At 38.8% G+C, this 21,294-nt stretch carries 17 protein-coding genes; 14 read left to right on the top strand and 3 right to left on the bottom strand.

All coding sequences use genetic code 11. The annotated features are described in order from the left end of the window. Nucleotides 1-95 precede the first annotated feature (95 nt). The gene (gene lepA / locus KHQ31_RS04335; RefSeq protein WP_213408161.1) at nt 96-1,871 is read right to left on the bottom strand and encodes a translation elongation factor 4; all 1,776 of its coding nucleotides are present in this window, start codon (nt 1,869-1,871) and stop codon (nt 96-98) included. Between the two features lie 284 nt (nt 1,872-2,155). Here lepA and KHQ31_RS04330 point away from each other — a divergent pair, with 284 nt between their 5' ends. From KHQ31_RS04330 to dltD, 7 genes are all read left to right on the top strand, one after another. Further along, nucleotides 2,156-4,525: a mucin-binding protein gene (locus KHQ31_RS04330; protein WP_213408155.1), complete on the top strand. Its 2,370-nt coding sequence runs from the start codon at nt 2,156-2,158 to the stop codon at nt 4,523-4,525. Between the two features lie 160 nt (nt 4,526-4,685). After that, nucleotides 4,686-5,267: a GNAT family N-acetyltransferase gene (locus KHQ31_RS04325; RefSeq protein WP_213408153.1), complete on the top strand. Its 582-nt coding sequence runs from the start codon at nt 4,686-4,688 to the stop codon at nt 5,265-5,267. A gap of 318 nt (nt 5,268-5,585) precedes the next feature. Next, nucleotides 5,586-5,714, top strand: a complete 129-nt coding sequence (gene dltX / locus KHQ31_RS04320) for a teichoic acid D-Ala incorporation-associated protein DltX (protein WP_213408151.1) — start codon at nt 5,586-5,588, stop codon at nt 5,712-5,714. A 27-nt stretch (nt 5,715-5,741) separates the two neighbouring features. Continuing rightward, entirely contained in the window at nt 5,742-7,277 is a 1,536-nt protein-coding gene (gene dltA, locus KHQ31_RS04315) for a D-alanine--poly(phosphoribitol) ligase subunit DltA (protein WP_213408149.1), read from the top strand. After that, nucleotides 7,277-8,518: a D-alanyl-lipoteichoic acid biosynthesis protein DltB gene (dltB, locus tag KHQ31_RS04310; RefSeq protein WP_213408148.1), complete on the top strand. Its 1,242-nt coding sequence runs from the start codon at nt 7,277-7,279 to the stop codon at nt 8,516-8,518. Before dltA ends, dltB begins: the two co-directional genes overlap by 1 nt. 27 nt (nt 8,519-8,545) lie before the next feature. After that, entirely contained in the window at nt 8,546-8,785 is a 240-nt protein-coding gene (gene dltC, locus KHQ31_RS04305) for a D-alanine--poly(phosphoribitol) ligase subunit DltC (protein WP_213408146.1), read from the top strand. Next, complete coding sequence (gene dltD, locus KHQ31_RS04300; RefSeq protein WP_213408144.1) at nt 8,778-10,058, top strand: D-alanyl-lipoteichoic acid biosynthesis protein DltD; 1,281 nt, start codon at nt 8,778-8,780, stop codon at nt 10,056-10,058. The genes dltC and dltD overlap by 8 nt, the downstream gene beginning before the upstream one ends. Before the next feature lie 86 nt (nt 10,059-10,144). On the opposite strand, the gene KHQ31_RS04295 is transcribed toward dltD, so the two are convergent. Next, nucleotides 10,145-11,077, bottom strand: coding sequence for a LacI family DNA-binding transcriptional regulator (locus KHQ31_RS04295; protein ID WP_213408142.1), 933 nt, complete (start codon nt 11,075-11,077; stop codon nt 10,145-10,147). A 364-nt stretch (nt 11,078-11,441) separates the two neighbouring features. Here KHQ31_RS04295 and KHQ31_RS04290 point away from each other — a divergent pair, with 364 nt between their 5' ends. From KHQ31_RS04290 to KHQ31_RS04275, 4 genes are all read left to right on the top strand, one after another. Further along, nucleotides 11,442-12,770 (top strand): SLC45 family MFS transporter, encoded by a 1,329-nt coding sequence (locus tag KHQ31_RS04290; RefSeq protein ID WP_213408140.1) that lies wholly within the window; start codon nt 11,442-11,444, stop codon nt 12,768-12,770. A gap of 171 nt (nt 12,771-12,941) precedes the next feature. Further along, nucleotides 12,942-14,636: an alpha-glucosidase gene (locus KHQ31_RS04285; RefSeq protein WP_213408138.1), complete on the top strand. Its 1,695-nt coding sequence runs from the start codon at nt 12,942-12,944 to the stop codon at nt 14,634-14,636. Between the two features lie 242 nt (nt 14,637-14,878). Next, complete coding sequence (locus KHQ31_RS04280; protein ID WP_213408136.1) at nt 14,879-15,631, top strand: ABC transporter ATP-binding protein; 753 nt, start codon at nt 14,879-14,881, stop codon at nt 15,629-15,631. Between the two features lie 14 nt (nt 15,632-15,645). Next, a complete protein-coding gene (locus tag KHQ31_RS04275) occupies nt 15,646-17,427 on the top strand; it encodes an FtsX-like permease family protein (RefSeq protein ID WP_213408134.1) in 1,782 nt (593 codons plus the stop codon). Nucleotides 17,428-17,620: 193 nt separating this feature from the next. On the opposite strand, the gene KHQ31_RS04270 is transcribed toward KHQ31_RS04275, so the two are convergent. Continuing rightward, nucleotides 17,621-18,577 (bottom strand): sugar-binding transcriptional regulator, encoded by a 957-nt coding sequence (locus tag KHQ31_RS04270; protein ID WP_265583721.1) that lies wholly within the window; start codon nt 18,575-18,577, stop codon nt 17,621-17,623. A 288-nt stretch (nt 18,578-18,865) separates the two neighbouring features. Between KHQ31_RS04270 and KHQ31_RS04265 the strand changes: the two genes are divergently transcribed. From KHQ31_RS04265 to KHQ31_RS04255, 3 genes are all read left to right on the top strand, one after another. Continuing rightward, nucleotides 18,866-19,660, top strand: a complete 795-nt coding sequence (locus tag KHQ31_RS04265) for an alpha/beta fold hydrolase (RefSeq protein WP_213408132.1) — start codon at nt 18,866-18,868, stop codon at nt 19,658-19,660. 106 nt (nt 19,661-19,766) lie between these two features. Then, nucleotides 19,767-20,420: an ABC transporter ATP-binding protein gene (locus KHQ31_RS04260; protein WP_213408130.1), complete on the top strand. Its 654-nt coding sequence runs from the start codon at nt 19,767-19,769 to the stop codon at nt 20,418-20,420. Next, entirely contained in the window at nt 20,404-21,186 is a 783-nt protein-coding gene (locus KHQ31_RS04255; protein ID WP_213408127.1) for an ABC transporter permease, read from the top strand. Before KHQ31_RS04260 ends, KHQ31_RS04255 begins: the two co-directional genes overlap by 17 nt. Nucleotides 21,187-21,294 lie beyond the last annotated feature (108 nt).

The raw sequence follows: 21,294 nt of genomic DNA, 5'->3' as shown, positions 1-21,294 counted from the left end.
TCATATTTAGGGATGCTTAAAAAATGTATTAAAACAAAAACCACTCAATGACCTTGGAATTTAGGCATTAAGTGGTTTTTTAGTATCAATTAATCTTAACTATTCATATCTAGAATTGCGTCAAATACAGTTTGTGGCAATTCAATTTGTGATTTTTGACCTTGGCGGCGCATTTGTTGTTGTTTCTTTGATGTCTTACCACCTGAAGCAGCAGCCTTACGTAGTGGTGGAATATCTGAACGCGCAATCACACGACCTTCTACTGTAGCTTGTACGGGCATTGCTTGCAGCTTACGTGGTACTAAGTCCTTTAGACGGTTAGTAATCTCTTGGGCGAATGCATCAACACGTAGACGGTGCATGACGAATGTCAGTGCATCAATATCAACGTAGTCAATTGCAATGTCCAAACGAACCAAATCAGATGGACCAAAATCATCACGTTCTGTGGATAGGGTAGCGAATCCGTGTGAGACAGACTTTAGTTCGTTAAAGAAGTCATAGGCAATTTCTGAAATTGGCATACGGTAGGTGATCAACAACATGTCACCAATTGTTTCCAAATCAGCCATTTCACCACGACGACCTTCAGCCAAACGCATGATGTCGTTCAATTGTTCGTTCGGTGCAGTAATCTTGGCACGCACATATGGTTCTTCAACCGTTACCAGTTCATTGTAACGCGGGAATTGATTTGGGTTTTCAATGTATAACGGTGCGTCTTGATTCTTAACTGTGACACGGAAAGTTGAGTTAGGCATCGTTGTTAGAACATCTAGTCCAAATTCAGCCTTCAAACGTTCACGAATGATTTGCAAGTGGAAGATTCCCAAGAAACCACCACGGAATCCCATTCCAAGTGCTTCTGATTGTTCTGGTTCATATTGGAAAGCCGCGTCGTTCAAAGATAGCTTTTCAATGGCTAACTTCAAGTCACTGTATTCACCACCCTTAGGGTATAGACCAGCATACACCATTGGTTCAATTTGTTGGTAACCAGGGAATGGCTCTAATGCACCATTCTTCTTAGTTGTCACAGTGTCACCAACTTGTACTGCACGCGGATCTTTGATTCCCGTAATGATGTAGCCTACGTCACCAGCAGACAATGTGTTGGTCTTACGGCTCATTGGGTCAAAGAACCCAATTTCTTTACTTTGAGTTTGAACATCCTTGGCCATGAAACGCAATTGATCTTGGCTAGACAATGTTCCTTCAAAGATACGTGCCTGTACGACAACTCCTTGATATGGATCAAACTTTGAGTCAAAGATTAGGCCTTTTAATGGTGCTTCTGGGTCACCAACTGGCGCCGGGATACGATCACGAATCGCTTCAAGAACACTGTCAATACCTAATCCAGTCTTAGCGGAAATATGTAGCGTTACTTCTGGCACGAAACTTTCATCCAAATCAATCAATTCAGCAGCTGTTTTTTCAACATCGGCCATTAGGTTATCAATCTTATTGATAATGGGGATGATGGTTAGGTTTGCATCCTTAGCAAGGCGGTAGTTTGCAACGGTTTGTGCTTGCACACCTTTAGTTGCGTCAACCAATAGCAACACACCATCAGTGGCAGATAGACTACGTGACACTTCGTAATTAAAGTCGACGTGGCCAGGCGTGTCAATTAGGTTGTATTCATATTCATCACCATTAGCATCCACATAGTAGTTACGAACAGTACGTGACTTAACAGTGACACCGTGAGCCTTTTCAACTTCCATATCATCTAGGAGTTGAGCTGATGCTTCACGATTACTGATTGTGTTTGTTGTTTCCATAATACGATCAGCCAAAGTAGACTTACCGTGATCGATATGCGCAATAATTGCGAAATTTCGAATATTTTCTTGTCGTTGTGACATTTAATAAGCGCCGTCCTTATTTTTATTTATATCTACTCATTATATCTATTGACTGATATATACACAAGAAAAGGAGGGGAGCGTGGTTTGCAAATCATATTTACGCTAAATAGAGGAATAATCACAAAATTTTGTAGTTGTTATGAAACGGGTTCTATGAAATAAACTAGTAGTAGGGAATTTAGGAAATATTAAAAATGAGAACACGTGCATTGGGATGATAAGCTTTCTGCAATGTAAAGGTGAAAGCCATATCAAATTTTTAAATAAAGGTGGAATGGATATTGAATAACAAATTGAGGCTAGTAAGTAAATTAGTTATTACGTTATGTATGGTTATTTGTTTTGGATTACAAATCGTACTAACAAAGACGGAAGCAAATACATCTGAAATGCAAAACATGTTATTTAGGGAACAATTAAAACCTCAAGTAGAAAATGTGGGAGATAGTGTGTCTATATATGGTGAGGCCGTGTCTCAAATTGTAGCCCCAAAAGATAAAAATTTAGAAATGAACGTAGATAAAAATGGAGACGAGCCCTTAAATGGCTATTTAATTAACCACATCACTACTGAAGAACATATGGTACGTGAAAATAGAATATTATCACAATTAAGTGACACTAAAGAGGAACCTCGAAGTAACTGGCCATATATACCTATTTGGATTATTGACGTTAATACAAATAAGCGGGTGCTAACCACTGAATATCGGCTTCAACTAAACGGAGGCTCTTATAGTTTGGATGTAGTGGCTAAGCGATACATTCCACAAGGTTATACATTTGTAAAATTTGCGAATGTAGCTGGTTATGCAAAACCAGATTCAGGTAGAAATAATACGCCGTGTGAAGTGTATGTCACACCAAAATTAATCACTAAACAGAGGACATATCAACGTACTATTAAATATCATACGCCTGCCGGTGTGACCGATCCGAAAACACAGGTCCAAACTGTAAATCAGACGATTAATGTGGACTCAATTACAGGACAAGAAAGTTTAAAAAGTCCAATTGGTTCCTTTTCTAGCGTAACTTCGCCAACTGTAACCAACTATCAACCAGATAAGACAAATGTTCCAGCACAAAAATTGACCATTAATACACCAGTCAATCAAGAAGTAAATGTTAACTATACTGCAACTAGTCGGGTAGAAAATCGGACATATAAACGTACAATAAGTTATCTTGGTCCAAGTGGCATGAAAACGCCACCAGATAAAGTACAGACCGTTACACAGAAGGTGCGGGTCACGCCGGCTACCGGAAAAACGTCATTAGAAAGCCCCATACAGACGTTTTCATCTGTACCAACTCCCTCGATTCCCAACTATCAGGCAAATGTATCAAGCATTCCAGCACAAACCTTAACGAGTAATACGTCGTTAACACAGACGTTGTTTGTAACATACACACCAATAAGTCGAGTGGAATATAGAGATTACACCCGAACCATTAAGTTTCAGGGACCTTCAAGCATGAACATACCAAGTGATATTGTTCAAACTATAAAACAAAAAGTTATTGCTACGCCAGCAACTGGAAAAACCGAATTAGCTAGCCCAATTCAAACATTTTCCGAGATAAATATTCCGCAGGTCGATGGATATTTGCCAGATAGATCTGATATTCCTGCTCAAAGGTTAAGTAGCGGTATACCTAGGTCTCAAGAAATTGTTGTGACATACAATCTTACGGAAACAAATGAAACACGTACATACGAGCGAGTGGTCAAATTTCAAGATACAGATGGTAAGCAATTATTACCAGATGTCAAACAATCTGTAGAACAAGATGTACGTGTTAAACCAGCGATTGGGGAGGTCACCTTAACTGATCCCATTAGAGAATTTGATGAAGTACAAGTTCCGGCAGTTAATGGATTTAATCCAGATAAAACAAAGATTTCGGCTCAAACCCTTCAGAATGATACACCATTGAAACAAGAAATTATTGTGACATACAGTCGTATCGTTAATATTGTGACAAAAGAGTATAAGCGTACGATTCAATATCAAGGACCATCGGGAATGAAAGTGCCACCTACACAAGTACAATCGGTGAAACAATCGGTAAAAATAGTTCCATCGCTAGGCACTACAACATTGTTAGAACCTATTCAGTCTTTTGGTGAAGTATCTAGTCCTGAAATACCAGGGTATTTAGCTGACAAAACGCATGTTCCAACTGAAAAATTAACGGATAAAACACCAATTAACCAAACAGTACAAGTGAATTACAAAGAAAATAAGTTTATGCATTTGATTGCCCCCTCTGAGATTTCGTTTGGAGAAGTGAGTCTAGGTAGTGATGAATATTTTGGCCGCAAAAATCAAAGGGCACAAAGTATTACAGGTGAATTAGCAGTTTCGAGTTTAAATGTGCCTAATTGGAAAGTCAGCTTGTCCTTAGATAAGGCATCTGTACCCGCAGCCCTTGTGATTAACAATGTTACTGTTGAGTTGAACGAGTCTAAAACCATTTATCAAAGTAACATGGCAAATAGTTTTTCTGATAAAACAGTGTTGCTAAACCAAGAAAATAAAGACAGTCTCGCATTAAAATTGAGGAATAAAACTATTTCATCAGAATTAAAAGATAAAGTGCAGACATTTGGCCTGACTTGGAGCTTACAAAGTGTACCAGTATGATAAAAGAATATTTGAATAAATAAACTAAAACCTTTTTGAGGCCTCGAACAGATGACCCAAAAAGGTTTTTTTGTTTAAACTAGCTATGAATGTATTTTATGTCCAAGTAGCTATATGTGATATAATATAATACATAAGTTAAAAATAGAGGAGAAAGTGTATGATTCATTTTAAAAATGTAACTGCTGATGATACAGAGGCATTAGCATATTGGGAAAAAATTTATATGGAAGCATTTCCTGTAGAAGAACGTGCACCATTAGATATTCTAGTTGCCTTAACTCAGGATGTGCCTGGCGCACAAATGCCAATTGTCTATGATGATGATCAAGCCGTGGGGATTATTTTCTTAAATAACATGGCAAATGATAAAGCGCTTATTTTATACCTAGCAATGGATGCATCATTACGTGGCCAAGGTTATGGTAGTAAGGTCCTTGCAGCACTACAAGCAACATACCCGCAAGGAATTATTCTTGAAACAGAGATGTTAGATGTGAATGCCGAAAATGCAACACAACGCGAACGTCGTTATGAATTTTATAATAGAAATGGTATGCAAGATTCCAACTTAATGTCATACACATTGGGTGGTGTCTTTCATTTAATGCGTTCAACGACATATATTACAATGGACGACTATTTGAAGGGGATTGATGAACTGGGTGCAATTCCGGGAATTCCAACGTTTGTATTCAATAAATCTAATTTAGATACTTTTCGTACATTTGTAGGTGCTTAATTGTCATAAGCGAGAAGAATAAGTGGGAATTACTTTCAAAGATTATTTGTAGAGTAATTCTATTTATACATATAATTACAGTTGAAATAGTGTAATGTATTTATTGGCTAGTGTTGTTTGATGTAGGGCGTTGACAATTAACGTCATAATTATTGCTTATAACAAATAAGTCTTTTATGACAAAATCTTTGAATTATGTAAAGTAATGGTAATGTTTCGTCATAATAGACGATAAAAAAGCTGGTTTTAAGGCACTTAGGAGAGTATACTCATAAAGAATTCACTCAGTTGGATAATTACGTAAGAGGTTCAAATATTATGAAAAATAGCACATTTTGGCGGTTCGTTTTTCAAACCGTATTTTACTTCGGCATTCTATTATTTCTGCTTTACCTATATGGCTACTCTGGTCATGGACAAGGTGGATTTATCTACAACGAATTCTAGTAAATAAAGTGATATGAGGGAAAAATCATGTTAACAACAAATATGATCGAAACAATTGATAATTATGCAAAGACGCAAGGCGACCAAGCAGTCTATGACATTTTGGGAACGACGCACACATATGCGCAATTAAAGCATGATTCAGATGCGCTTGCTGCGTATTTTGATACGGTAAATCTACCGGATCAAGCACCAGTCATGGTGTTTGGAGAACAACAATATGAAATGTTGGTTACATTTGTGGCATTGACTAAGTCAGGGCACGCCTACATTCCAGTTGACATTAATTCGGCGGAAGAACGTATTACTTCTATTGTAGAAATTGCTAATCCTGCGGCAGTTGTTGCAATCGATGTATTACCAGTCGAATTAAATGATGTACCGGTTTTCTCATTGGAAACAGTACAAACAGAAATGGCAAAAGATATTACATATGACGCTGTGAACATGGTTCGTGGCGATGATAATTACTACATTATCTTTACATCTGGAACGACAGGTAAGCCAAAGGGTGTTCAAATCTCACATGATAATTTGCTATCATTCACAAATTGGATGTTAGAAGCGGATGCCTTTGATGTACCAGCACAACCAAAGATGTTGGCTCAACCACCATACTCATTTGACCTGTCAGTGATGTACTGGGCACCAACGCTAGCGGCAGGGGGAACTTTGTTTGCTTTGCCGCGTGATGTGGTTAATGACTTTAAGCAACTATTTAGCGTATTACCTACATTAGATATTGAAATTTGGACCTCAACACCTTCATTTGCTGATATGGCAATGTTGTCAGACGAATTTAATGCTGAAAAGATGCCACAATTGAAGTACTTCTACTTCGATGGTGAAGAATTGACCGTTAACACAGCTAAGAAGGTTCATGAACGTTTCCCAGACGCACGTATTGTAAATGCCTATGGGCCAACAGAAGCAACGGTTGCTTTATCAGCGGTCGAAATTACATCAGCAATGATTGAAAAGGCAGAACGTTTGCCAATTGGATATCCAAAGCCTGACTCTCCAACATATGTCATGGCAGATGGTGAAATTCTACCAGTTGGTGAACAAGGTGAAATCATTGTAACTGGTCCAGCTGTTTCTAAGGGTTACTTGAATAACCCAGATAAGACAGCGGAAGCGTTTTTTGAAATTGATGGACAACCAGCCTACCACACAGGTGACGTTGGATTCTTTGATGAAGAAAATTTGATTCATTATGGTGGGCGTTTGGACTTCCAAATTAAGTTCAACGGTTACCGTATCGAATTGGAGGAAGTATCACACGTTTTGAACCTATCACCATTGGTTGAAGCAGCTGTGGCAGTACCTCGTTACAACGATCAACATAAAGTACAACAATTGTTGGCATATGTGGTACCAAAGGACGGCGTAATGGAAGAATTTGGTAAGCCATTGCTTGCAACTAAGGCGATTAAGGAAACATTGGTTGATGATATGATGCCATACATGATGCCATCACGCTTTATGTATCGCGAAAGCCTACCAATGACACCAAACGGTAAAATTGATATTAAGGCACTTATTGCTGAGGTGAATGCATAATGACGGAATGGTTAAGTTCATTACCTAATATGCAACCATACAGTGATCCACAATATTTTGGTTTCTTGTTGTTAGGATTATTACCAATCGTTGTGGGGATGTTCTTAGGTAAGCGTTGGGCTATTTATGAGACCATTGTGTCCTTTGTATTTATTTTATTGATGTTTGCGGGTGCTAGTTGGCCACAATTCTATGCATTAGCGGGGTATGTGGTTTGGCAAACTGGCTTGGTTTGGTTATATGACCGCTATCGTCAAAAAGCCGATAATAAATGGATTTTCTATGGTGCAGTTGCCTTAAGTATTTTGCCGCTGGTTATTGTTAAATTTACGCCACTTTTGAGCGGACATAATTCATTACTTGGGTTCTTGGGGATTTCATATCTAACCTTCAAGACAGTTGCAATGATTATGGAAATGCGCGATGGGGTGCTTGCTAACGTTGGGATTTGGCAGACAATCCGCTTTATCTTATTTATGCCAACGGTATCATCAGGTCCGATTGATCGTTTCCGTCGTTTTGAAGAAGATATTACAGCGGTGCCTGAACGTTCAGAATATCTCGATATGCTGCAAAAAGCAGTTTGGTTCTTGATGCTAGGATTTTTCTACAAGTTTATGCTTGCTTATGCCTTTGGGTCAGTGATGTTACCACCGGTAGAAAAATTTGCTTTGGCACAAGGTGGCGTATTCAACTGGGGAACAGTTTTAGTGATGTATTTGTACGGACTAAACTTGTTCTTTGACTTTGCTGGTTACTCATTATTTGCGATTTCAATTTCATACGTCATGGGTGTAAAAACCCCGATGAACTTTAACAAGCCATTCTTGGCACCGAATGTTAAAGAGTTTTGGAACCGTTGGCATATGTCATTGAGTTTCTGGTTCCGTGACTATGTCTTTATGCGACTAGTCATGGTTCTGATGCGACACAAGGTATTTAAGAATCGTAATACAACATCATCTGTTGCGTACCTATTTAACATGACATTGATGGGATTCTGGCATGGTCTAACGTGGTTCTACATCGCATATGGTGTTTTCCATGGATTGTGCTTGATCATCAATGATTGGTGGTTGCGTAAGAAGAAGAAAATTAATTTGAAGCGTAAGAAAGCTGGCCAAGCATTGTTGCCAAGTAATCGTTGGACAAATGCGTTTGCCATCTTCTTTACGTTCAATGTCACAATGTTTAGTTTCTTGTTGTTCTCTGGCTTCCTAGATAAGCTATGGTTCAAGTAATACATCTAATTATAAAGAGGAAAAATAATGAATATTAATGAAGAAGTAAACGCAATTATCGAAGATTTGTTCATGGAAGATGTTTCTGACATGATGGATGAAGACCTGTTTGATGCTGGTGTTTTGGATTCAATGGGAGTTGTTGAATTAGTGCTTGCACTTGAAGAAAAGTTTGCCATCAAGGTACCTGTTTCTGAAATGGGACGTGATGACTGGAATACAGCTAACAAGATCGTTGCTGGAGTAGAGGGATTACGTAATGCTTAAGCGTCTCTGGCTGATGTTTGGGCCAGTCTTGCTTGCGGTGTTAGGTGTCATTACGTTGGTATTCTTAGTTGATGTTAGTCCTAAGATGGATTACACAGCACAGAAGAAAACAGCGACATCTGTTGATCCAAAAGTCTTTAAAAGCGCAACGCTAAAACAAGAACTATTAGGGAATACAGAACATCGCTTTGTACCATTTTTTGGTTCAAGTGAATGGAAACGATTTGATCCGTTTCATCCTTCAGTGCTAGCTGAGAAGTATGATCGTGATTATCGACCATTGCTACTAGGGCAAGCTGGAGCAACATCTCTATCACAGTATTTTGGTATGCAACAAATTTCTGACCAAATGACTAACAAACAAGCTGTATTTGTAATCTCACCACAATGGTTTGCCAAGCGTGGAACAAGTAAGGGGGCCTTTGGGGAGTTTTATAGCCCATCCCAAGCGCTGTATTTCTTAAAGAATGCAACAACAGATGCATCTGATCAATACGCGGCCACACGTTTCCTAGCCATGATTCCGGATGGTAAAATGACTAAGTTGATGACTAAAGTCTCAGAAGGTAAGTCATTGAATCAAGCAGATCATGATTGGATTGATTGGCAATTACAAATCCAAATGAAGGAAGATAAGTTCTTCAGTGCATGGCGTTTGAATGCTGATTATAAAAAAGATGTTGAGAAAAATCTATCAACATTGCCTAATAAGTTTGATCTTCAAACGTTGACAGAAATTGCAACTAAAGCAGGTGAAGAAAATACAACGAATAATCAATTTGGTATTCAAAATAAATTCTTTGCTGAACGCTTGGGGCATGGAAATAAGTTGGCAAAATTGAAAAATTCACAAACACACTTTAACTATTGTCGTTCAAGTGAGTATAGTGATTTCCAATTAGTGTTGGAACAATTGGCTAAGACGAAGACAGATGTCTTGTTTATCATTCCGCCGGTCAACAAGAAGTGGTCCGACTACACCGGCTTAAATGTTGATCGTTATAACTCAGCAGTCGAAAAGATTAAAACACAATTGACAACGCAAGGGTTCAATAACATTACTGATTTGAGTAAAGATGGTGGTAAGCCGTATTTCCTACAAGATACAATCCACGTTGGATGGAACGGTTGGCTAGCAATTGATGATGCAGTTAAGCCATTCTTGTCACAACCAAGTAAACCTGTTGAATACAAGATTGACAATCAATTCTTATCAGAAGCGTGGGATAATTACCTACCTTATGAACAAGACATTACTGATGTTATTAAGTAATAACAAGGTAAGTGACACAAAAAAAGAACTAATCACAGCATTCGCTATGGTTAGTTCTTTTTTTATACATATGAATGATAAAACACTTACGAAGTCTGACCCTGACTGAAATAAGGGGGAACTGCACGGGATATGGTCGAGTCCAATGGTGTGTCTAGTTGTTCTAATAATAGATTAACCATTTCTTGAGCAATCCCAGCTAATGGCTGCACAATGGTGCTTAGTTCTTGTTCAGCCAATTTGTGGATAAAAATACCATCGAATCCAATGATACCGACGTCATTAGGAATGACTAGCTTGGCTTGTTTAACCGCACGTAAAGCACCTAATGCTAAACGATCTGTTGAAGCAACAATCCCAATATTGTGATGCTCTTTTAAGACGGTTGAAACGGCGTCAAATGCCAGATGTTCATCATTCGCTAAGGTGATAATGGTGTGTGGTTGAGCACCAATATGATCAAGAAAACCTTGTTTACGATCGTTTGCAAAGGTATCAGGCATATCAAGATCCAGATAAAGATACTCATCATATGTGTGACTAATAAGTTCATCTGTGGCTAATGCTGTCCCAGCGATATTATCAATATCAACCGAATTGATGTCAGGATGATTACCATATGACACAGAAGGAAGTGACAGTTGTTGAATCGCTGCAATATCATGTGGACGGGCACCGCTAATCAATAAACCATCCATATTCTCATAACTATCGTCTAAAGAACGATGTAGCGACATTGTGTAGCCTTTTCGTTGCAATTCATCTGCAATATATAGGATAAGATTCCCAAAGTAAGGTTCAACCTGATCCATTTGATCTAACATAACGAATGCGATTGCGTAGTTACGTTTAGTGGCTAAGGAGCGACCAGCACGATTTTGGACGTAACCAAGTTCATCAATGGCAGCTAAGACATCAGCTTTAATGCTAGGTGAAACTTTTTCAGGATGATTTAAAACTCTGGATACGGTCATCTTAGAAACGTGCGCATGTTTAGCGACATCTGTGATAGATACCATAAATATTGCTCCTTATCTTTATATGAATTGTTTTGAAAGCCTTTACAGTATTATAGCAAATAATTCAGGGAAACAAATCCTTATAATAGGTTAGAACGGTGGAGTCATTGCGTATACAGTTGATTGATATCTAAGGATGCAGTTTGTGAAGCTTGAATGGGGTGATTTGGCACGAAAAGGCGGGAATGCAAGTAAATGCAGTTGTTAAGCGGGTTTACGGACTATGTGAAAAAATAAGTCATCCGCTCAAATGATAATGTTACCGGTAACATCTGAAAACCCATTGTAAACGTTTTCTGTAAGCGCTATCATAATAAATGTTGATAAGCGATTTATGGATTATATAGGAAAAGAGGACAGTCAGATGGCTGAAGCGGTAAAAACAAAATCATTGCCAAGTTTGGCAAAACGCACAATCATGATGATGACTATTGGAAACTTGGGAGTTTCAATGGCCTTCTCATTGCAAAGTTCAAGTATGGGACGTATCTTCCAAACAATTGGAGCAGATCCACATACACTTGGTTTCTTCTTTATTTTGCCACCATTGGTGGGAATGTTTATCCAACCGATTGTTGGGTTCTTGTCAGATCGTACATGGTTGCCTAAGTTAGGTGGTCGTCGTATGCCATATCTATTGATTGGAGCCCTGATTGCCGTTATCATGATGATATTGTTGCCAAACGCTGGATCCTTTGGTTTTGGATTTGGATCGGTAGCAGCCTTATCGTTTGCAACCTTCGCCATTTTGTTCATGGATTTGTCTTCTAACATGGCCATGCAACCTTTCAAGATGATCATCGGAGATATGGTACCTGACGATCAAAAGAACTATGCGTGGTCATTCCAAACAATCTGGGGTAACCTAGGGGGAATCCTAGCAACTTTGCTACCATTCATTTTGACTTTGATTGGTGTATCTAATGTTGCGGCAAAGGGAACTTTGCCTAACTCAGTTATCTGGGCATTCTACATTGGTGCTATTCTACTGTTGGTTAGTGCAATCTTCTCAGTTATGTCTGTTAAGGAATACACACCTGACGAATACGCTAAGTACCACGGAATTAACAAGGATGAACAAAACAAGCAAGGTGTCTTCAGCTTGTTAAAGTCTGCCCCTAAGGTTTTCTGGACACTAGGATTGGTGCAATTCTTCGCATGGGGAGCTTTCCAATACTTGTGGACTTACGGAACAGGTGCGATTGCTGATAACGTTTGGAACACTGCTGATCCTTCATCAGCTGCATACCAATCAGCTGGTAACTGGTTTGGAATCTTGTCAGCGACTCAAGCGGTTGCGTCTGTAGTTTGGGGGTTGCTACTATCTAAGACAACGCCTAAGCAACGTCCAATGGCTTACGCTGGTGGAATGGTGATTGGTGGACTTGGATTTATCTCAGTATTCTTGATTCACTCACAAATGGCGTTGATTGCTTCATTTATTGCAATCGGTATCGGTTGGGTAACAATGAACGCTATCCCATTCATGTACTTGACGACAGCTTTGGATGGTAAGAACGACGGAACATACATGGGACTATTCAACAGTACTATCTGTGTGCCACAAATCGTTGCATCAATTGCTTCATTTGCGATCTTCCCATTGGTTGGTGCAAGCATGCCAACAATGTTGTTGATTTCAGGAATCTTGATGATTATGGGTGCTGTTGCAACACGTTTTGTTAAGCAATAAGCACTAACAGAGTTTCATATTAAGAACATGACAAACGCTTATCAGGCTCAAATGTAAGATGTAAATAAAATAGTAAAACAAATTTATGTAAATAAAGAGAATAGTCAGACCTTAGGGTCTGGCTATTCTGTATCATTCAATAAGACATTAAAATCCAGGGAGGATGACATAATGGGAACAACTAGCCGTTGGAAAGATGAAGTAATATATCAAGTTTATCCACGTTCATTCCAAGACACTAATGATGATGGAATTGGAGATTTGCCAGGAATTATTAACCGTTTGGACTACCTACAAAGCTTAGGGGTAACTATGGTTTGGATTTCACCAATTTATAAGTCACCAATGGTTGATATGGGATATGACATTGCTGATTACCAAGCAATTGATCCACAATTTGGAACTATGGAAGACTTTGATATCCTCTTACAAGAAGGGGAAGAACGCGGTATTAAGATCGTGATGGATTTAGTTGTTAACCACACATCTGATCAACATGAATGGTTCAAGCAAGCATTGGCAGATCCAACAAGTAAGTACCGTGATTACTACATTTTCAAGACAACTGAAGACGGTGAAGTACCTAACAATTGGCGTGGAATCTTTGGTGGTTCAACGTGGACAGAAGTGCCAGGAGAGCCTGGAACATTCTTCTTCCACACATTTGCACCAGAACAACCAGAATTGAACTGGGAAAACCCAGCTTTGCGTCGTGAAATCTATGACATGATTAACTGGTGGCATGAAAAGGGTGTTGCTGGATGGCGTGTTGACGCGATTACGCACTTGAAGAAGGATCTAGACTGGGCATCATTGCCAGCGGATGGTGACGATGGACGTGTGTCAGTAGTTAAGAAGGGACAAAACCGTCCTGGAATTAACGTATTCCTAGATGAGTTGAAGGCAGAAACATTTGATAAGTACGATGTCATTACGGTTGGTGAAGCGTATGGTGTACCTGAAGAAGACTTACCAGCTTACATTGGCCCTAATGGTTACTTCTCAATGATCTTTGACTTCTCATACATTAACATTGAAGTACAAGATGTTAACGAATGGTACCGCGGCCCATCAGCTTGGGATACTAAGCTGTTGAAGGAAACGTTGTTTGCTAGCCAAGCTGAAATTAAGAAGTCAAACGGAATGCTGGGAAATGTCTTAGAAAACCACGACCAAAACCGTGCATTGACTAAGTATGTTCCAAATCCTGAATTCCAAACACCAACGGCCGCAAAGGCATTGGCCACAATGTACTACTTTGTACCTGGTGTGCCATTCATCTATCAAGGGCAAGAAATTGGAATGAAGAACTTCGAACGTTCTGATATTTCTGAATTCAATGATGTGTCTTCATTGAACAACTATGCCGTTGCGATGGAAGCTGGTGTATCGAAGGAAGAGGCATTGAAGACAGTTAATGCAAAGTCTCGTGATAACGCACGAACACCAATGCAATGGACTGATGAAGCGTTCGGTGGCTTCTCAAACGCAGAGCCTTGGTTGGAAATGAACAATCGTCGTGAAGGTATTAACGTTGCGGTGGAAAATACAGATGAAAACTCAGTCTTAGCATACTACCGCGCAATGAATAAAGTACGTGTTGATGACATGTGGCATGAAACAATTATTGATGGTGAGTTTACACCATTAATGGATGTACCAGCGGATGTGATTGCATACCAGCGTCAATTAGGTGATCGTACAATCACTGTTTTGATTAATCTAGGTGCAGAAACTCAAACCGTTTCAATGCCTACGATTATGGCTGGAGAAGTCCTATTGGTAAACGATATTCATGCAGCGAAGACATTGGCAGGTGATAATATTACGTTGGCGCCATATGCCGCTATGGTCATTGGACAATAAAAAAATTGAACGTACTTCAGATTTTATTAATATCTGAAGTACGTTTTTTTGTTTCTCTAAAAACCGGATTAAATGGCTTAATGGTGGGATTTGTACGGAATGATGTCATCTCATAGATAATGTTATGTGATTTATCAGGTTAAATTGGATTAATTTTTTCTGTTGCAGTATTATACGGCGTATGATAACGTTACCTGTGTAATAAGATATGACTAAAAATAAAAAATAGAAGAGGTAATATCATGACAGAACCAGCTTTGGTTGCAAATAATATTAAGCAAGTTTATAAGAGTGCCGCAGGTGTCGAACAAACAGTCTTACATAATCTTTCATTATCAGTTGAAAAGGGAGAATTTTTGGCGATTATGGGACCTTCAGGGTCTGGTAAGTCAACATTGTTGAACATCCTATCAACTTTGATGAAGCCAACATCTGGTGAAGTACGTATTAACCAACAAGATATCTTGCACATGAACGACAACGAAATTGCAAAGTTCCGTGGTGAAGATATGGGATTCATTTTCCAAAGCTATAACCTAGTTGACAGTTTGACAGTCTACGAAAACATTGCATTGCCATTGATGTTGCAAAAGGAACGTCCAGCCGCAATTAAGACACGTGTTAGCGAAGTAGCCACAATGTTGAACATTGCGGAATATTTGAACAAGTACCCATCAGAACTATCTGGTGGACAACAACAACGTGTTGGGGCTGCACGTGCGTTGGTACACAACCCAGGATTGATTTTTGGAGATGAACCAACAGGAGCATTGGACTCAGAAAATGCGCGTGAAATGATGAATTACCTAACTAAGATTAACCAAAACGCGGACATCTCAATTTTGATGGTTACGCACGATCCTTTCTCAGCAAGTTTTGCTTCACGTATTTTGTTCTTGAACGACGGAGAAATCTCAGGTGAACTTGTACGTGGTGACTCAGCTCGTGAAGATTTCTACGGTGAAATCCTACGCGAACTTGGAAACTTCGAATAAGGCAGGTGGCAGATATGTTAACTAAGATTGCCTTAAAATCATTGCGTCATAAGTGGCGTGATTATCTAGTTCTATTAATTGGAACAACTATTGCCGTTGGAATCTTCTACATGTTCAGTGCCATGGCAACAAATGATGCCTTTTTGAAGGCTAACTCAACAATGAAGATGATTATCCCAGTGTTTATCATTGGTGAAGTCTTGTTGGGGATCATTACCTTTGTGTACTTAAACTTTGCAAATAGTTTCTTACTACGTTTACGTCAGAAAGAATACGGGTTGTTCTCTATGTTGGGAGCGACGAAGCGTCAAATTGGAACACTATTGATGCGTGAAACGCTATTAGTTGGAATTGTTTCAGTTGGACTTGGTATTTTGTTGGGGATGGGACTAACAAGTGTTAGTGCCGATTACCTAATGGATTTGATTGGTGTTAAGTTGACAAACTGGTCAGTGGTGACACCAAATGCCATTATCGTAACGGTGGTCTTCTTCATGCTTGTGTTCTTTGTGAACGGTTTGTACAACCGTATGCGTTTGACTCGTCGTGATACATTGACATTGCTAACAGCTGATGCGACTGTTAAGCAAACAAAGCTAAGCACATTTAAGATGTTTATCTTTGGCTTGCTTGGATTAGCAATGTTGGTAGCCAGCTACTGGTTGATGCCACACATTGAGACTATTCAAATTGCTGGATTTGTGGTTATTATCATTTTGAATGTGATCGGAACATACTTGTTCGTTAGTCACACATTGAACTTGGTTACAGGATGGATTCAAAAGTCTAACTTTGGAATGCGTGGATTACGCCCATTCTTAAATGGACAATTACGTTTCCGTTTAGCTGACTACAAGCGTATTTTGACAATGATTTCAGTTTTATTCGGAATGGCGCTTGGTGCCATGAGCGTTGGGCAAGGATATTACATCTCATTGCCATCACAAGCGGTACAAAACTCAGAAGTCACAATGGTTGTTCGTAACGAAGAAACAGATTTAACAGATGTTTCTGATGTTACTTATCGAACAGATGTAAAGTATGTTGTTAAGGGTGAAGAAGTCTTTTTCTTGAAGTCAGATCTTGCGAAGTCTAAGGTTCCTAACCGTGAGTTTATTGGGATGAATGATTCACGTTTGGAATATATTTCTCCTGATTCAGAAAAGATGCAAGAGAACTTCACACTAGGTAACTGGGCTAATTATGTTGCTGGAACCCAATACCAAAGTCGTGCTGTTGTGGTAGACGAATTGCCAGCTGGTGAAGAAAAGACGATGCGTGCCTTTACGACATCTGATGTAAATGGTAATGATAAGGTCTTGCGTAGTATTTACAAGGGTGAAGAACAATTCTTGGATCAAAGTGATCAAGAAGGGCCATCAAGCGTACCTGGATCATATGGTATGTTGATTATGATGAAGAGCTTGTTTGGTGGATTGGAATTCATGAGTATGTTCCTAGGAATTGCCTTTATGGTAATGCTTGCATCAACTTTGATGTTCAAGATTCTATCTAACGTCGCTTCTGATATTCGCCGTTACCAAATTTTGAACATGGTGGGTGTAACCAAGCATCAAGCGAAGATGACAGTTGCAAAGGACTTGGGAATTCTATTCTTTATTCCAATGACAATTGGTTTGGCGGATGCCTTGCTTGGACTACAAATGTTTAAGCCAATGATGCCAGATGCATATGCTGGTGTTGCAACAGCCTTGCCATGGGTAATCGGTATATATGTCATGTACTACTTAGTTACAGTCATGATTTACCAACGTTTGGTATTAAACAAGAAATAATCCTTAATTCGCTGAGCGAATAGAAAATACAGTATATACAAAAAGACACTTCAATAAATTGAGGTGTCTTTTTTGTATCTAACATAGCAACAAGATATAAGTTTAGATTAGGTGGTGTGATGGCATACAAAAAACACGTTGACAGATCGGGATGTCAACGTGTTTTTTAATTTAAACAAACAAGTATTGAAGACTACTTGTTTGGAATGTCTGTTAAGACACGACGAGCAACAGCTTCAGTCATCACAATGTCAGTGAAGAACTTACCACGTAGGGCACCAATCAAAGCGTCGGTCTTAAACTTGCTCTTAACAACTGTAAAACGACGCGGAGTAGACATGATTGTGTCAATATCTAGGCCAAATACGTGATCGTTGTCTAAGGCTAGGAAGTTACCATCAATATCGAATGGACGGCCGTAAACCATTCCAGCAATATCTTCTTGATTAATTCCTGAAAGGATTGCATCCGCATTTTCACGCCACACAGGAATACTGTTTAGTGATGCAACTGTTCCAAGAGCTGTGAACAAGAAATCCATGTGTTGCGCGGCATCAAATGATGGCTTAATCGCAATTTCAGACTTCATCCCTTCACGAACATCATCGTTCAAAACATAAAGTGGACCAGCCATTGTTAGATATTCGGCAGAGAACTTAGATGCAACAAGTTCTACCATGCGCATTGATCCAACGTCAGACTTATATTTCATGTTTTCACCAAGGAATTGTGTGAAAGTAATATCTTCTTGAATTGAAACCGGTAGGTTTTGAATCAAGTTATAGACAGTGCTTCCCCATGTCAAACCAACAACACGACTTTGTGTAATCAAAGGTGTGATTTGGTGCGCAGCATAGTTTAGGACGTTTTCACTTGTTTCAATAGGGTTCAAACTGTCACTAATAATGTGAACATTGTCGATATCAAACAGTTCTTGGAACTTTGTTTCCATTTCTAGATTACGCGGGTTAGGAGCCGCGACATTAATTGTAACGACACCTTCACGACGCGCGTCTTCAAGGTATTTGTTAACAAGGTAACGACTTAGATCGTATTTTTCCACTAAGTCAGCAAGCGATAGTTGTGATAGATAGTAATCATGGGCTAGGCTAGCCAAAAGATCCCGATGGTTCATTTTTTTTGCCATCATATACTTCTTCTTTCTTCTTTATTATTAGGTTTACACCAGTATATGACATATACTAATCATATACAAGTATTTATAGTAAGAAGTTAAAATTTTAAAAAATTAAATAAAAATAGTTTTGGTTTTAAAAAATAGACGATGGTTGTTAAAATTTGAAGTGAAAGATAATAATTACGTTAGAAAAAATGATATCGTTTATTTGTATACGGTATATACATTGTTAGATAATGTTGTTAAACTAACATACACAAATAATAGCAGTTGAATATGGTGTTGAGAAAGAGGTGGAAAATGTCAGTTTTAACCTTAAATGATGGTGCGAATCTATATTATGAAGAATTTGGAGAACAAACAAATCCAACGGTTATCATGATCCATGGTTTTTCAGGACGCCATGCTGAATTTCAAGAACAAATTAACCCACTCAAGGCGGCTGGTTATCATATTGTGCAAGTGGATTTACGTAATCATGGACGGTCCTCATACGATGCAGGAGCGACCATTGCTCGACTTAGCGTAGATATTCATGAAATGATTACATATCTGAATCGAGACAAAGTTATCTTGCTTGCTCATTCAATGGGAGCAGCAGTAGTATGGAGTTATTGTCAGCTGTTTGGAACCAGAAGAGTTGAACGAATTATCACAATTGATGAATCACCACAGTGCCTTTCCGCAGATGAATGGGCATATAGTTTATTTGATACAACATGGGGAACGATGACAAACGTTATGGAGCGGTTTAAAGAAACTAAAATGACAGTGACCCGACTACCAGACGAAACATTTAAAGCTATTAAAGCAGATCAAGCTGCATATCCATTTAATACAGAGGGAAATCAAGATTTATTGATGAACCATGTCAGTTTAAAGTGGCAAAACGTTATTAAAAGCATTGATGTGCCACAATTGTATATTGCAGGGGGACAGTCTCCGCTTTGGTCTAGTGAACATGCCTTGTATTGTGCACAACTAAATCAGCTTGCTGACGCTGTGATTATTCCTGATACTGGGCACATGCCACATGCAGAAAAGCCTAAACTGTTTAACGAAGCTGTGTTGGCATTTCTAAATGCGAATAAATGAAAGTTTTCATGTGAAAAAACAAACTTTTAAATTGTAATCATTCTAAATTAGTTATAAAATGGACTCGAAGATATGTTCTTCGAGTCTTTTATTTAGGGGAAAAGCTATGAACAAACTAACGATTAATAATATCGGTATGACATATGATTCAACTGTGTTTTCTGATGTTAGCTTTGAAGTGACAAGCGGACAATGGTTAACCATTACAGGTGAATCAGGAAGCGGTAAAAGTACCATTCTAAAAATTGTTGCTGGATTACAGGATGCAACATCCGGTGAAGTGCTATTAGATGGCGTATCACAATGGAATCACGATATCGAAAGCTATCGTGAAGATGTGTCTTATGCTATGCAGATGGCACAATTATTTGATGAGACAGTACAAGAAAACTTAGATCTCCCATATCAAGTACGTCAACAAACTGTTGATCGCGATCGTCAAATTGAACTGTTAGGCATGGTTGGCCTAACACCTAATTTTTTAACACGCGATATTCATGAATTATCTGGTGGACAACGTCAACGAATTGCGGTTATTCGTAACTTATTATTCCCGCCAAAGTTTTTATTACTAGATGAAATTTCTACTGGATTAGATGCGCATAGTAAGGCTGAATTATGGGAATTGATTGTGAAAATGCAAGCTAAGTACCAATTTGGTATCTTATCCGTTACCCACGATGAAGATGAAATCGCACATGCACGATACGAATTACGATTAGAAGATGGAAAGGGACAAATTCATGAATACAACCGTTGATATTAGTAATACATCATTAATGCTGGCGCTAGCATTAGTTGCCGTCTCTTTAATTGTCAGTTATCGGCTACGGCTAAATTTAGGTAAAGACACGATTATTTCAGTTATTCGCGCTGTGATACAACTAACTGTTGTTGGGTTTGTATTACATACTATTTTTAATGTGAATGAAATTTGGCTAACTGCAATTATGGCGTTAGTGATCGTTTTCAATGCAGCATGGAATGCACGAGGACGTAGTGATCATCTGCCACATGCGTTTAGAATTGCGTTAATTGCTATTATGTCATCTACAGTGATTACAGTAGGAATTCTAGTCGCAAGTGGGGCTATTAAATTTGTCCCTTATCAAATAATTCCTTTTACAGGGATGGTCGCTGGTAATTCTATGGTCGCAGTTGGCTTGGTATTTCGTGGATTGAATCAACAATTCAAAGATCAACAAGAACAAATTCTAGAACGTTTAGCATTAGGGTCACGACCAAGTGAAGCTGGTAAGCTTATTGCAAATGAAGCAGTACGTATTGGGATGCAACCAACTATTGATTCAATTCGTACTTATGGGTTGGTGAGTTTGCCGGGAATGATGTCAGGACTAATCATGGCTGGTGTAGATCCAGTCTATGCCATTAAGTATCAAATTGTTGTGGCATTTACCTTACTTTCAGCCACAGCGATTGCCTCAATGTTTACAAGTTATTTGGCTGTACGACGTTTCTTTAACGCCCACTGGCAATTGGTACTACCTGGAGAAACGCATCACTAAAATTTTTAAAAAATATAATTAGCTTACATTTAATTAAAGTTCAATGTTCAAGATGATATAAATGGCTTACAATTAAACAATACTGTTTAGGAAATTAGCTGAGGAAAT

This window comes from Weissella ceti (assembly GCF_018394055.1).
In the GTDB taxonomy this organism is placed as follows: Bacteria; Bacillota; Bacilli; order Lactobacillales; family Lactobacillaceae; genus Weissella; species Weissella ceti.
Note: the sequence above shows the minus strand (reverse complement) of the source record. Positions and strands in the feature narration are given on the sequence as shown.